A 15,033-nucleotide genomic window follows, 5' to 3' on the forward strand; every position below is an offset into this window, starting at 1 on the left:
TCTAATCAGCTACAGCTATTTCTCTTGCCTACCGCCTGAATCTTGTTATATTGCGTAATCTTCTACTATAGTTTAGTGTTGTATTATTGCAATGTCTTTGCGAATAATGATGTTTTATTGCGTATATTGTGATCAATCTGAAAGGGGCAATTCCAATGAAGCATGCCCAGTATTATGAGCCGTTCGATGGAGATATTCTGGCAGGTATCGGAAACTCGCCCATCTCACCTACCAGGGATTTTCACATCCATGATCACTATGAGATTTTCCTGTTCTTGGGCGGCAAGGTGAACGGTTTTGTAGATCAGTTCAGCTATCCCCTGCAGCGGGGCAATGTTCTGTTGTTCAACAATCACGAGATTCATAAAATCATCAATTTATCTCCAGAGCCTTATGAACGGTTGACAATCCATTTCAAAGCTCCACTTGTCTATCCCTTCTGTACCGCATCTACAAATCTGCTCGCTTGTTTCCAGAACCGCCAGCCCGGAGAACATAATCTCGCGCAAATGGATGAACCGCTGATTGCAGAGTATACAACCCTTGCTTCCCGCCTGATTGAGACATTAGAGAATCAGCAGTACGGGAGCGAAGTTCTGGCTCTGACCTACCTGGTTCAAATCCTCGTCCTCATCAATGAGCTGTACAGCCGTACCCGATCCACCGTGCCCAGCATTATTTCCTCACATATTCAATCAGCCATGAGCTATATCGACAACCACTTGCATCTAAATCTGTCACTGGAGCAAATCGCTGGAGAACTGAACGTCGATAAATATTATCTCAGCCATCTGTTCAAACAGCAGACAGGCGGAACCATCTACCGTTACGTCTTGCTCAAAAAAATAGCGTTATCCAAGCAGCTCTTGTCCGCCGGGAACTCCGTATCCGATACCTGCTATCTGTCCGGCTTTAACGATTATGCCAATTTCATCCGTACCTTCAAGAACATCACGGGCATTCCACCTGGGAAATATGGTAAAAGAGCTGAGCTATAAAACTCAAATTCAAGGATTTTTCAAAAAAAGATGCACTCGCAACTGCGGTGAATAGTTGGACTTCCGGCCGCTGTTTTCCTAAGCACTCCCTGCCTCTCCAAATCTATAAAGAACCTGGCAGCCCGCTTAATGCAGCCTGCCAGGTTCTTTGAAATGCTACTTACAAATATCCAGCAGATTGGAGATAACTTGCGCACCTTCGGCACGGGTCATCGTCTCTTGTGGCGCGAATTGCTTATTGCCGCGTCCCTTGATCAGTCCCGCCTGTTCGGCGATATTTGCTGCGCTCTTCGCCCAGTCATGAATCCGGGAATAATCACTGAACGATCCTGCAGCAGGTTCATTGGTCCCGCTTCCCTGCAAATATTCATAAGCACGAACGATCATCACAGCCATTTCCTCGCGGGTAATGCTCTGATCCGGTGCGAACGAATCTGCACTTCGTCCGAGCACGATGCCAGCTCCGCTAACAGCTGCAACGGCTTCGGCATACCAGGCCTTGGAATCCACATCACCAAATGTTGCATGGCTTCCTGCCTTAAGCCCAAGCGCGCGTGCAATCATAGCAGCGAATTGTGCCCTAGTTACATCCCCTTGCGGATTAAATTCCGTACTGGAAATGCCTTCGATAATATGCTTCGCGGCCATGGTCTTAATCACATTAGTGGCCCAGCTGTCACTGCTGACATCCGTGAACAGCTTATCGTATTCCAGGACCGCATACTGGCTGAAATGCCGTATTTCAGCAGTCCACTTACCATTAGTCAACGTTCCGCCCATGAAATCAAGCGCACCATTTGCAGAAATATAGTAGCTGCCTAGCAAGCTTATATTGGCATCCGGATCTACGTTGAACGTAAGTGTCAACGGTTTATCAAAAGCAGTTACCGTTACAGCAGTGCCGTTCGCAGCAACAACCTCCAAGCTGAAGTTGATCACATCACTTGCCGCAGATAAATGTACGGAACCATTAGCAGCCCGATTATTGATTAACTGTTCCACAGCATCTCTGGATACCTTCACTGCTGAGAGCTTAATTCGCGCCCCCTCCGTTTGACCTCCAATAGCTTTTTCTTGAATGCTCTTCAGCACTTCTGGGGTCAGATCGATAGCAACCTTACTCCAAGCCAGACGTAGAGTGTTCTCTCCGATGATTCCTGATAGTCCTGCTGGAAGCAGTATGGATTCTGTAGCTTCAGTAAGCTGAACCGTTATTACTCCTCCAACCGGTGCCGTGAAATCCTTTCGATCAAGAACCTTTTCGGCCTGCGGCAGCGGTGTTGGCGCCGGGGACGGGGTGACTGCTGGCGTTGGTGCTGCCGTCCACACTGGTGCTTCCGTTGGCGCCGGCGGAGATGTTGGTGCTGTTGTTGGCTCCGGTTCCGGCGTTGGCGTTGGTGTTGGTGTTGGTGTTGGTGTTGGTGTCACTACCGGAGGTTGCTCTGCTTCGCCCACTGTCACGGTTCTAGTCACTTCGATAGCCGCGTTGCCCGCCGCATCACTCACATTATAATGATAGGTGTAGATGCCTGCCGCCTTAGTGTCCAGTGCCAGCACATTCTCCTCATTCTTCGTAATCGTTGCTACAATGTGCTCCGTAATGTCGCCGTCACGGTCATCTACCGCTGTGGCTCCGGCATCCGTATAGCTTGCGCCATTTTCCAGTTGAATGGATGGTTCACCAAGCAGTGTAATCACCGGCTTCATTACATCCGGATCAAGTGCAACGACTACTTTTCTTGTCACTTCCGCAGCCGCATTGCCTGCAGTATCGCTGACATTATAATGGAAGGTATAAATATCAGCTTTCGCCGTATCGAGAGCAGTCAAGCCGTATACTTCACTGCTAACTGTTGTAGTTATACGGTCTGTAATATCACCATCCTTGTCATCATAAGCAGTCGCTCCTGCATCTGTATATTCAGAACCGATGTGCAAATTCACTGTCGCATCACCTAACAGAGTAATCAAAGGCTGAACAGTATCCGGCTCCGGCAGCTTGATTGTTCCGCTCGCTGAACTGTCCGCTGTAGCCTCTCCCTTACTCAGTGATACCGTAAAGCTGAAGCTGCCGTTAGTCTCATCGGTTGCTTCTTGGAAGGAAGACAAGGTAATCTCACCGATCGCAACTCCAGTATCATTGAGACCGGGCAGAGCGCGTATCGTCTGCAGCAGCCAAGTCTGGACAGCTTCTTCGCTGTTTGCCGCTTCCTTCTGCACGCTGTATACCGCACCTTCTATGATACTCTTAGCCTCATTTACAGCCTGCTCATTAGCAACACTGGCTTTATCTCTAGCTACAGCCACATAGCTGATCAATGCAGCCTGATTGCCTGAATACGTATTGTTTATTGAGTATTTCACAGTACCGCTCAACGGAAGCGTGAAGTCATAGTTAATCATAGCGCCATTAGGACCTGCGACGAGGCCGGTTCGGACCGGTTTGGTCACTTCTTTCCCTTCAGCGTCAATATAGCTGAGCGTAATATCCATCGTGCGGTTGGTGTTGTTCCACCAGTCCCGATGGAATGACGTAATCGTATATTTGCCTGCGTTCAAAGGGAGCAGGTATACAAGTGGATTATTTTTTGTATCCGAACCATAAACACCTGTCTGACTTTTATCAGAAGGAACTACAGCGCCACCAAGCCCCTTGAGGAGGTACTTAGTACTGGTATGCCCCCATACGCTATTGCCTGTCGAAGGCTGATCCGCCTTGTTATTAAGCAAGCTGTCACCTACAAAATCCTTGATTAACGTATACGGCGGCGTGATACCGTCCACCGATACACCAGCATCGAGGAAGTATAAGAGCCCCTCCGGCACCACTTCCACATAACAAGTTGTTTTCAGATTTCCATAAGTGCCGGTTACAGCTACCCGTTCATACGGATTATTGAAGCTGGCCGCATTTACATTCCACTTTACTGATACCAGCAATTTGGATCCGTCTGCCCGAGTGGCTTCCACCTTGTCTGGAAGATTCGGCAGTTTTCCGGCATAAGTAGCCAAATCCTGAGGAGCGACAAGCTCCCGTATATCTCCCGTAGTCAACTGGTTCTGGGCGGAGATCAGGCGTGCTTCAAGCTGAGTAACTCCTTCCTGATCCAATTTGTATAAAATAGGATTATCCAGCGCTTCCTGTGCAGCGCTCTGTGCATCTACGAAGAGCTGCCAGTCTCTGTCCGAATATTCATCCTGTTTGTTCATTTCTTTCGCGGCTGTTACCGCCGCCTGAAGAGCAGCAGTATCTACAGTGCCGGTTACTTCCCCGGAAACAACCGCCACCGCATCGACAACCAAGGTGCCGCTTACCACCTTTATTTGCACATGGTGCTGGCCATATTTAAGCCCGCGGAGTGTGTACGTCTGGTACAGCTCCTTGGAAGCTAATGTATCAGCCGATAGAGTAATAACTTTTCCGTCCACCGTTACCTCAAGCTTCGCCGATCCGTTATTCGCTCCTAGAATATCCAGTCCGGTACCTTCAAACGTGTATTCCATTGCAGCGTCTACAGCCTGGCTGGTAGAAAGAGAACGCTGGTAAATGTACATGCCCGCTCCGTTTATATGGCTCCACGACCCGGTATATATCAATTTAGGGTTCGGAGCAGCAGCCAGGTCATACATTTCAAGATTGTCTAGAAGCTCTGAATAATACGGCGTGTAGCCCTCAACCTTCTCCACCTTCAAATTATCGAAGCGGACGTGATAGTAGCCGCTGGCCAGATCTACCCGGCCGGACAATTCAGGAGTAGGATCGGTATAGGAAGCCAGCTTCACCCCATCCAGATAGGCGGTCACTTTATCGCCCGCAACCTGAACGGCAATATTATGCCATGCGTCATATGCGGTATCGAATCCGTCGATCTTCACGCCGCCGGAACCGTTCGCGGCATTTCCGCTCGCAACTGCGCTATTGTTGACCAGCAGCTGCCAGCCGCCGTCGAACCAGAATTTCAGCACATACGGTGTACCGGTTATGGAGTGGGAACTGCCACCTCCCTGATAACGGGCACCTATCGCAGCATAATTGGCTCCGCCCTGAGTATTGTTTGTTTCGAACGAAACATCAACACTGGCCTTGTAGTTCATCCACCGGTTGTCGCCGATGGCCGTTACTGGATCTCCGCTGTTCCATGTGCCGCCAAGCCCCATGGTTCCCGTGTCCAGCTGCTGCCGCAGGACATAATTGTCAGACCCGTCCGGAAGATAGGCCTCAAATGCCCCATTGCGGTCATGGGTATAACGCGGGGTAACGCTTTGGGAACCTCCGCGGGATTCAATATAGCTCTGGGTACCCTCATATTGGCCGCCTGCACCAATCTTCACGACAGTTTGCTTAGAATAGTCAAAATCATCAGCATACAGAATGTTGTCCCCAGTACTGTGTCCCGCTCCTGTAGTATCGGTATCCAGTACGGTACGCTCGCCTTCTACAGGCAGCGGTGTATTATATTCTTCTTTGTCCTTGTTCTTCAAAGTAGACACGGTCACGGTCGAATACGGTTTAACCTTAACGGTATACACCCCGCTGCCATCAGCAGTGATATCACCGAGATACTGCATATAATTGCTGTTGAACGCTTCTCCTGCATCAGCAGCACGGGTTTCCCATACTTCCATGGATGGATTACCCGTATAAGCCATATTGACTGTCTGCAGCTTGTAGATTTTGGAATACTCGCTGTCGTTCACGATAACCGTCGAGAAATCTTTTTTATCAGGTGCTGCAAGGGTTATATAGCTAGGGGAACCGTTGCGGCCGCTGACCGGATTGGTGCCTGTCGCACCTGTGGAGCTGGCTTGAGGAACCGCTCGCCAGATCCCAGCAGTATTATCCTCGTTCTCCCAGCCTACATTCGCAAACCAGCTGTAATGCTGCAGAGTAACAAGACCCGCATCATAATGAATCCAGCCTGACCACGGATCGCGCATGCTGACCAATTCCTTGAAGGAATATTGTCCGCCTTCATAGAAGGAGCCAATGGCTGGCTGGTAAATAAAGTGCGTCCGGCGGGAGTTAACGAATCCTTTAATAATCGTGTTACTCATCTCCAGCGGACTGCCGACACCACCAATGCCGGTTCCTGCCACTGTAGGATCTTTCATATTGTTGTTAGGACGGAAAGAGGAATTACTGAAGGTAGACTGCGCCTCACTGTTCCAGACCTCAATATCATATTGTTCTGCGAGTTTTTTGAAATTGCCTGCGCTGTCGTCGTCCGTGTTGTAGTGGTATCCAGCAATCGGTACAGCTTCCCGCAGAGAAGGATCACTCACCATACTGGCACCGAAGCTGCCAATCCCGACTTCATCGGAAATCACAGACTTGATCCGGTTGTACAGTTCCCGCTCTTCGGTGCTGTTGAAGCCTTCGCTGTCAGTCTTGACTCTCTCAGCGTACTGTTTGGTCCACGCCAAATCTGGAGCGTGCTCGTTGATATAAGGATTAACGTAATCGGCCATATAACCGTATTCACGATAAGCGGCCAGAATGGTTTTTTTGTACCAGGTATAGATTTTGTCGTTGTTATTCGCCCAGGCCGGAGCACTCCATCTCAGGATGCTCACCTTAAGATCAGGGTTCACTGCCTTGGCATCTGCGGCAAGCTGGAAGCCGGGATGCCGGGTAACATTTGCCTCTTCATCGGCCGTACGCATAGTCGCCGGGTCAGGTCCGGTGGAGTTATTGCGGTCATTGCCCATCTCGATTTTCACATGCGTCATGAGCCGATGTTCTCCACCAAATAAGATCTGAAGCATTTCTGCATAAGCCTCTGGATGCTCTGACTTATAATCCAGCAAAAGCGCACTGGTGCTGTTAGCGCTTAGTACGCCAAATCCCTTGAACGTAAGGCCGTTGACATTGTCAGCTTGGATATCGTTGCCGTCAAGCAGAACCTTGACCATAGAAGCTGCGCTCTGTGTAGCTTCTTCGATCTGTTTCTTGATTCCGCCCTTGGCAACGGCGAACCAGCTCAAAATAGGTTTTTCGTCAGCAACATAGGCGTAAGTCAACGTCATTGGACTACTAACGTCAATGTCTCCAGGAATGGTGAATTCGCCTGAAATTAGCTTAGTCACATTAGTGTTGAACTGGTCAAACAAGATCGTCTTGGTTGCCCCGCTAGCATCCTTATACTCGATCTGAGGACGTATTACACGGGAGCGGCTGCCATACCAATCATGGAAACCGCTGCTGAGCGTATAGGTTCCAGCTTCAAGCGCTTTTAATTTATACACGATATGATTGCTGGCAGGGTCGGCACGAAGTCCGACAGTCCATAGGGACGGATCAGTAGCTGGATCGGTAAGTCCCCCGTCTTTGGAATTCTTAACCTTGTTTACGGAATCATCAAATCCCCAGTCCGCCGTACCGCTGATATACTTCTGGTCGGGGGACTGGTTGAGCAAATCGCTGCCGCTCAGCGTGCGAATCGCTTCGTACAGCGGCGAGGAAGTAGGCCCGTTGCCTACGGAATCGCCCCCTCTGCCGCTATCCACAAAGTAAACCAACGGATTACTTGCGGGCGGAATAACTTCCACACTGGCAACGACCGGCCCCCCGTTCGCTGTACCGCTGACGGTCACGGCATCGTATGGCACGGCAAAGGTATCTGCACCAATATTCCAGTTCACTGCTGTGCTCTGGCCTCCGATATCAATGCTGGATGGCAGAGTAGTATCTGCAATTGTTGTCGCCCCCATATGGGCGGCAGCGTAGATAGAATTTACGGTAGCAGCAGAGGCTGCAGACAGAGTGAATGCCGGAAACATCCCAACTACGAGCGCAGTAGTCATCGTTATTGAGAAAAACCTTTTACGAAAGTGCCTTCTGTTCATTCTCTTCTCCTCCTTTGATTGTAATCAATAAAAGAAAGCGTATTCATTTCGTTGTTAAACGAATAATCACTAGATTTATACAGACCCCTTTGACTTATAAAAAACCTGGCAGCCTATAAAAAATGCAACTGCCAGGTGAAATACGGTTCTAGCCCTTAATGCCCGATGCTGCAACACCTTGTACAAAGTACTTTTGCAGAGCCAGAAAAACAATTACAACCGGAATAATGGAAACCACACTTGCGGCCATAATCAGGCCATATTCGGCGGAATATTGCGAGATGAACATTCTTAGTCCAATTTGGATGGTCTTGAGTTTCGTATCCGTCAGATAAATCATTGGCCCCAGGAAGTCATTCCAGGTGGCGACAAAGGTGAAGATCGTCAATGTAGACAATGCTGGCTTGGACAACGGCAGCATGATTCGCGCCCAAATTCCATATTCGCTCAAGCCGTCAATACGGGCAGCCTCGCATAATTCATCCGGAACACCTTGATAGAACTGGCGCATCAGAAATACTCCAAATGCCGAGAATGCCTGCAGCAGTATGATTGCCAAATGCGTGTTGTTAAGCCCCATGTAACGCATCAGGATAAATTGCGGCACCATGTAAGCCTGCCAAGGGATCGCAATTGTTGCAATATATCCAAGGAATAGAATGTTTTTTCCCCGGAAATGCAGTTTGGAAAACGCATACGCAGCAAAGCTGGAAGTCAGTAGTTGTAGAATCGTTACGATAATCGATAATTTCGCCGTATTGTAAATAAAACGGCCCAGCGGAATGCGTGTCCAGATATCCGCGAAATTCTCCCAGCGCGGATTCTGTGGAATCCACTGCATTGGGAAGGAAAACACATCTTTGTTCATCTTGAGTGAAGAAGACAACATCCATATATACGGAACCAGCATCGCCAGTACTGTCGCAAACAACAAAATATACACAAGAACCATAAGGCTGATTCTAAGTCCTTTACTTTTACCAACCATATCTTTTGAATCCTCCTATTGTCCGTATTTCTTCTCGCCGCGGAACTGGACGATGGTGATGCCAAGTACCAGCAGAAACAATACAATGGCCATGGCGCTGGCATATCCGTAATCAAGCGAGCGGAACGCCGTATTGTAGATTTGATACACCATAACCCTTGTAGAATCATTCAACTGGTTATCGGCGCCGGCAAATAGGTTGATAAAGATATCGTAGACTTTGAACGAATTGATGACTAGAATCATCAGAACAAAGAAAGAGGTAGGCGCCAGTTGAGGGACCGTCACATTGCGGAATCTTCTCCAAGCGCCCGCACCATCAAGTTCAGCAGCCTCATACAATTCAGGGTTGATGCCCTGAAGACCTGCCAAGTAAATAACCATGTAATAACCCATGTTTTTCCACACTGTGAACAGTATTACTGTGAACATCGCCCAGTGTTTATCCGCCGCCCAGCGGGGAAGATCCTCCAGCGGGATACCGGTAAGGGTATGCAGGATATTGTTGATCGGACCCATCGTAGGACTGAAGATAAAGTTCCATACGGCAGCAACGGCTACCAGGGATGCTACATAAGGGAAAAAGAATACGGTTCTCATGAAATTGCGGGCCATTATCTTCTGATTAAGCAGAATCGCCAGCGCCAGCGCGACAATCATGGTGAACGGTACTACGCCAATAGTGTAAACAATGGTATTCCATAATGCTTTGTGAAATGTTGTATCTCTGATCAGCCGGGTGAAATTGTCCAGCCCGATAAACTTCATTGGATTGGCCCCGTCCCATTTCACAAAAGCAAGGATAAAGGCAAAAAACATAGGTACCAGCGTAAACAGGGCAAATCCGATAAAGTTCGGCGCAATGAAGCTGTAAGCTACCAGGTTTTCCCGGACACCTTTTGACAAATGACGTTTAGGGATCTTTTTTGTACCCAATATGGTTTCGTTCTGCATTCTTTCTCCTCCAAACCTTCTAAAACTTCCCCACAAATCTATACGCTTTAATATAAAAGGCGGGCTTTCACCCGCCCTATAATTCACCAGCTCTCTTACGGTTAATTATTCAAGAGCTGCTGTACGCGAGCATTCATATCATCCAAACCTTCGTCAATCGAAGCATTTTTAGTCATAATATTGTCATGCGCTTCATTCAAAATAACTTCGATGTCCGCGCTCTTTTCATGCATAGGCATTTCCAGATAAGTCTTAACAGTAGTCAGTGCCGCTTTGCTGTTCTCATCCGTAGGGAAGCCCTCGATGGAAGTAATGGAATTGATAACTTCATCATTCTTAATCGCTGGAATGGTTCCGGTGGAAGCAATAACTTTAGCGCCTTCTTCACCAGTCACGAATTTCATGAAATCAAGTGCTGCTTCTTTATGTTTGGATTTCTGATTTACAGCCAGAGAAGTAATTGTACCTAGGGTTGTACCGGCTTCCACACCATCCGGATGAGGGTATTTCGCAATGCCCCAGTTAGCCGATTGGGACTCGCCGCTCTTCACTTTCTCAATCTGTGTAGCAATAAACCAGCTGCCCATGTTCATAGTAGCAACGGAATTATTGTAGAATACGCCAGAATAGTGCGTGCTTGAAGTCTTCAGTGTGGCGTAATCCATTACGATGCCGTCTTCCTGTTCTTTCAGGATCCGCTCATAGGTTGGCTTCAAGAAATCGTAGTTTCCGTCAACAACAGTGTTCTTGCCGTCCAGAATACCGAACAGTTGAACCGCACTACGCCAAGTATGGTAGTGAGCTCCGTACACTTTTTCAGAACCGCTGCCAGAAGTCATTTTTCTGGCCAACTCATCATATTGCTCGAATGTCATATCATTGCTTGGATATTCCACTCCTGCTTTGTCGAACAAATCTTTATTGTAGTAGAGAATCCAGAAATCGCTGCGGAAAGGAAGCGCATACACCTCATCGTTCACTTCGATTTGTTCTACAGTACCTCCATATACCGAAGGATCAATAGCGTTGCCACTCATAAAGCTTTTAAGCGGCTCTAGGTGATTCTGTTTCACAAGGTTCGAGTAGCCCGGAATATCTTTAATTGTAAGTACGTCCAGATCTGCGCCACCGGACAGTTGTGTGCTTAACATGGTCATATAGTCCGTCGACCCCAGATCGACATATTCGATCGTTACATTCGGATGCTCAGCTTTATAGGCATCGATTAGCGGCTTGTAGTAAGCGGTAGCTTCCCAATCCCACAAGGCCCATTTCAAAGTCACAGGCTCCTGGCTCGGTTCAGCGGAAGCGTTTGCAGAATTCCCCGTTGCTGGAGCTGTCGTTGCAGCAGCACCTTCTTTGTTGTTATTACCAGAACATCCAGCCAGCAGACTCATGGAGAATACTGTGGCGAGGGTTATGCCATAGAATCTTTTCAGTTTCATTTAAATATCCCCTTTTCTTCTGATTGTGTAACTACGATCGGCTCTTCTGAGCTTAGTTCAAAGTTTATAGCTTTTTCCGCAAGAATGGCATGCATTATCAAACAAAGTTCATTCACTTTTCTGTGTTCTTCTTCCCTGCTCCGGTTCAAACCTGTAATTTTCTATCTAAAACATGTAAAATATTCAGCTTATGTACCTCCCCCTGTATCGGAACGCAGGAATATGCTATGGTATATGAAAACGCTTTATATGTTTTCACATTTTGTAGAGGAGTGTTAAATACGGTAAGAAAATCCACCATTAAAAGTCGCATTATTCTGCTCATGGCCGTATTCGCACTGCTGATAGCGTCGCTGCTTTCTTTTTTCAGCTATGAATTAATTACTTATTATCAGCGTAAAACAACCATCCAGGCGACCGAGTTCAATCTGCAGCTGGTATCTCATATTATTGAACAGGATTTGATTGATCTGTCATCCCTGGCGATGACCTGCAGCACTAACTCTTCTACTAATACCCTGATCACAGACTACTTCAGCTCACCTAAGGCTAGCTCTAAGGAAGCAGTTAATGTATTCAACTCGATGCAGCAGGACTTCCTGAACAACCGCTCCAACAGCTATGCCCGCCGTCTGATTGTTACGGATAGCAACGGCAAGTTTCTGCAGGTGGATAAAACCGGCACCTCTGTTCCGCTTACCATACACAATATCGGTCAAATTACCGGCCTTAGCAATGATGCCGAGGAGAAATGGGACCGGGTGATCAAGGACCCGCTCTCCAACACGAACGGAATTCCTTTTGTTTTTCCTATTTACGGCAAAGGAGCTTCCCGGGTTGGAACGGTGTACCTGTTAGCGAATACAACTGTTATTACCGACAAGCTGAAAGGGTACTCCCTGCCGAAGAATTCCCGGCTGCTGCTGACGCTCGGCAATCATCATTATCAGCTCATCGGCGATCAGGTCATCGCCATTGCAGAGCCGTATGAACCGGTGGCCTATACCAATGATAAACCTGTCGGTCCGCAAACCGAGCTGTCCATGGTCAAGCTGGCGGACGAGAAAGAGAGCCATATCGTGGTATCTTATCCCGTACGCAGCGGAGTCATTCTGTCACAGACTTTATCCAATGACCTGTTCGCTCCCAAGACAAATATATGGATTCTGGTTATGCTCGGCGTCTGTCTCCTGGTTATTGTCTTAAGCGCTATCATTACGCTGTATCTGACCCGTACCATCAGTCTTCCGGTGGAAAAACTGAAGAAGCGGATTGATAAGATCGCCCAGGGCAATTTCCTGCTGGACCGCAATATCGAATGGAACAGCGAGCTTGGCGATGTCGGACGGGGTATTAACCGCCTGTCCCAAGATATCGTAGCGCTTATGGACAGCCGGCTCGCTGACGAGAAACAGAAACAGGAGCTGGAATACCGGATGCTGCAGAGTCAGATCAATCCCCATTTCCTGTACAACACACTGAATTCGATCAAATGGATGGCTACAATTCAGAATGCTACCGGCATCGCAGAAATGACCACTTCACTATCTAGACTGCTGCGCAGCATCGCCAAAGACAACCGTAGACTGATGCCGCTGAAGGATGAGCTGAGCCTGCTGGATGATTATTTTCTGATTCAGAAATACCGCTATGGCAGTACGGTCTCTATGGTAAAGGAGATTGACAACGAGGAACTGCTAACCGGCCTAATTCCACGATTCACGCTCCAGCCCCTGGTCGAGAACGCCATCTTCCATGGCATTGAGCCCAAAGGCAGAGGAGAAATTCTCATTAAGGTGGCCAAAAGTGGATTCGCCGATATTCTAGTTACGATTGAAGACAACGGTGTAGGGATGAAGGAAGAAGAAATCTCCACGATTCTGTCGAATCCAGGTGACGGAAGCAAAGAAATGCCCGAGAATATTGGACTCCGCAGCGTAAATGAACGTTTGCGCCTGGCATTTGGGGATAATTACGGTCTTTCGATTGAGAGTGAGTCGGGCCAATATACCCGGATGAAGATTCTTCTGCCGTTCCTGCAAAAGGAATAGAGTAGCATACCAAGCAAGGATGTGATGGAATTGATCAAGTTGTTAATCGCTGATGACGAGGCGCTGGTCTGTATCGGCTTGCAGTCCATGCTGAAGTGGGAGCAATATAATATAGAAATTGTCGGCATTGCACACAACGGGGCTCAAGAGGAAGAAATGATTGACACCCTCCGTCCTGACATTGTAATCAGCGATATAAAAATGCCAATTAAAAGCGGCTTAGAAGTTGCCAATGCGGTACGCAAAAAACACGGCCGGCTTCCGCTGTTTATCATCTTAACAAGCTACGAGGAATTCGAATACGCACGTGGAGCGATTGAAGTGCAAGCCACAGATTATCTAGTGAAGCTGGAACTGACACCAGAGGCACTTGATGCCTCCATTCGGAAAGCAATTTCCCAATTGGAGGCTTTTCAAACCCTAGACAGCTATCCCATGCTTGCTCATAGAGGCAATCTACAAGCCCAACGCGATAAATTTTTCATCCGCCTGTTCAATAACTTATTCGCAAATAAAAACCAGTACCTTCTGCAGAGAGATGATTTAAACCTTGAGCTCAAGGAACCTGCTTATCTAGTCTGCACTTGCCGTATTTTGGGACCAGACAGTGTCCCGCCCCGCGGCGATAAAATGGTTGCTCTGTGCTCAAGTACCGTCCAAATGGCCAAAGATACGCTTACTTCCATAAGACCTTGTTATGTGACCAGTCTGGACTTGCGCAATTTTGCTGTAACCCTGCCCGTCAACGGGACGGATTCACGGCAATGGATGCCTGAGATTGAAATGCTATTGACCCATATGGCCTCCATACTCCATAACTACTTCAATGTAAGGATCATCGGCGCGATCGGCTTTGCGGTCGAGGATCCTTATTTGCTGCGGGAAAGCTACCTCGCTGCGCGAAAAGCGCTTCCTGCTGCGGTTAAAGCACAGTCGTTTGTGTTTTTTGCCGAAGGAGAGTCGCTGGAGCAGGATCATCTGTTGTTTGATTTCTCCGAATTGCGTACAGAGATCCGCCGTGCTTTTGAAGAAATGGATACCCAAGCTTTATACGCCATTATCTCCAAAATGATCGAAATCTTCGACGGCCGGGCCGACCTGCTGGTTCCCGCCACTGATGCCGCCTGCAACATTCTGTATATGGCCACTTCACTACTTGCAGACGGTGAGAATATTGTGGAGCAAATTTTCGAAAATGAACCGGAGGGCTACCGGGCTATCTACCAGATGCATACGATTGAAGAGATCGCCGGCTGGCTGATCCAGTTCAGGGACGGTTGCTCGGACATCCTCTCTACCCGCAGACAAAGCTACAAGGAGCAGCTCGTCAAAAATGTCCAAGAGTATATTAAACGAAATCTCGGAACTAAGCTCTCGCTCAATCAAGTGGCGGATGTCTTCAATTTCAGTCCCAACTATCTGAGCCACCTTTTCTCCAAGGTTGCCAAGGTCAACTATGTGGAATATATCACGGAGATCAAAATCACGACAGCCAAAGAAATGATGGCACGCGGGGAAGGTCGCATCTACGAAATCTCACAGAAGCTGGGATATGAGAGTGCCTTCTATTTCAGCAAGGTCTTCAAAAAGGTAACCGGAATTTCCCCCAGAGAATACATGCAGCAACTTAAAGCAGATTCACCGCCTGACCGAAGCCTCGGAGTAAACAACCGTTCTTGAGATCAAGAGATTATTAAGAATAATCCCACTTCGCAAAAATAAAGCCAATAAATCTGCAGGGAGCAGGCTCT

At 48.0% G+C, this 15,033-nt stretch carries 7 protein-coding genes; 3 read left to right on the forward strand and 4 right to left on the reverse strand.

Annotated elements, in window-relative coordinates; translation table 11 throughout:
* The first annotated feature begins 155 nt into the window (after positions 1-155).
* The gene (locus tag MKY63_RS03600; RefSeq protein ID WP_038569280.1) at positions 156-998 is read left to right on the forward strand and encodes an AraC family transcriptional regulator; all 843 of its coding nucleotides are present in this window, start codon (positions 156-158) and stop codon (positions 996-998) included.
* Between the two features lie 156 nt (positions 999-1,154).
* Here the strand turns inward: MKY63_RS03600 and MKY63_RS03605 are convergent, their stop codons facing one another.
* The 4 genes from MKY63_RS03605 to MKY63_RS03620 all read right to left on the reverse strand — a co-directional run bounded on the left by MKY63_RS03605 (position 1,155) and on the right by MKY63_RS03620 (position 11,231).
* Positions 1,155-7,844: an S-layer homology domain-containing protein gene (locus MKY63_RS03605; RefSeq protein ID WP_339811554.1), complete on the reverse strand. Its 6,690-nt coding sequence runs from the start codon at positions 7,842-7,844 to the stop codon at positions 1,155-1,157.
* 148 nt (positions 7,845-7,992) lie between these two features.
* Positions 7,993-8,832 (reverse strand): carbohydrate ABC transporter permease, encoded by an 840-nt coding sequence (locus tag MKY63_RS03610; protein ID WP_080742424.1) that lies wholly within the window; start codon positions 8,830-8,832, stop codon positions 7,993-7,995.
* 15 nt (positions 8,833-8,847) lie between these two features.
* Entirely contained in the window at positions 8,848-9,786 is a 939-nt protein-coding gene (locus tag MKY63_RS03615; protein ID WP_036675858.1) for a sugar ABC transporter permease, read from the reverse strand.
* Positions 9,787-9,887: 101 nt separating this feature from the next.
* A complete protein-coding gene (locus MKY63_RS03620; RefSeq protein ID WP_339811558.1) occupies positions 9,888-11,231 on the reverse strand; it encodes a sugar ABC transporter substrate-binding protein in 1,344 nt (447 codons plus the stop codon).
* 227 nt (positions 11,232-11,458) lie between these two features.
* On the opposite strand from MKY63_RS03620, the gene MKY63_RS03625 reads away from it, so the two are divergent.
* A complete protein-coding gene (locus MKY63_RS03625) occupies positions 11,459-13,282 on the forward strand; it encodes a sensor histidine kinase (protein WP_081382494.1) in 1,824 nt (607 codons plus the stop codon).
* A gap of 30 nt (positions 13,283-13,312) precedes the next feature.
* Positions 13,313-14,962, forward strand: coding sequence for a helix-turn-helix domain-containing protein (locus tag MKY63_RS03630; protein ID WP_052096847.1), 1,650 nt, complete (start codon positions 13,313-13,315; stop codon positions 14,960-14,962).
* The last annotated feature ends 71 nt before the right edge of the window (positions 14,963-15,033 follow it).

This window comes from Paenibacillus sp. FSL R7-0189, assembly GCF_037969925.1.
Classification (GTDB): domain Bacteria; phylum Bacillota; class Bacilli; order Paenibacillales; family Paenibacillaceae; genus Paenibacillus_AQ; species Paenibacillus_AQ odorifer.

Excerpts from the sequence above, each read along its gene's own strand:
- MKY63_RS03600 (WP_038569280.1), top strand. The coding sequence starts at position 156 with ATGAAGCATGCCCAGTATTATGAGCCGTTCGATGGAGATATTCTGGCA.
- MKY63_RS03605 (WP_339811554.1), bottom strand. The coding sequence starts at position 7,844 with ATGAACAGAAGGCACTTTCGTAAAAGGTTTTTCTCAATAACGATGACT.
- MKY63_RS03610 (WP_080742424.1), bottom strand. The coding sequence starts at position 8,832 with ATGGTTGGTAAAAGTAAAGGACTTAGAATCAGCCTTATGGTTCTTGTG.
- MKY63_RS03615 (WP_036675858.1), bottom strand. The coding sequence starts at position 9,786 with ATGCAGAACGAAACCATATTGGGTACAAAAAAGATCCCTAAACGTCAT.
- MKY63_RS03620 (WP_339811558.1), bottom strand. The coding sequence starts at position 11,231 with ATGAAACTGAAAAGATTCTATGGCATAACCCTCGCCACAGTATTCTCC.
- MKY63_RS03625 (WP_081382494.1), top strand. The coding sequence starts at position 11,459 with ATGGTATATGAAAACGCTTTATATGTTTTCACATTTTGTAGAGGAGTG.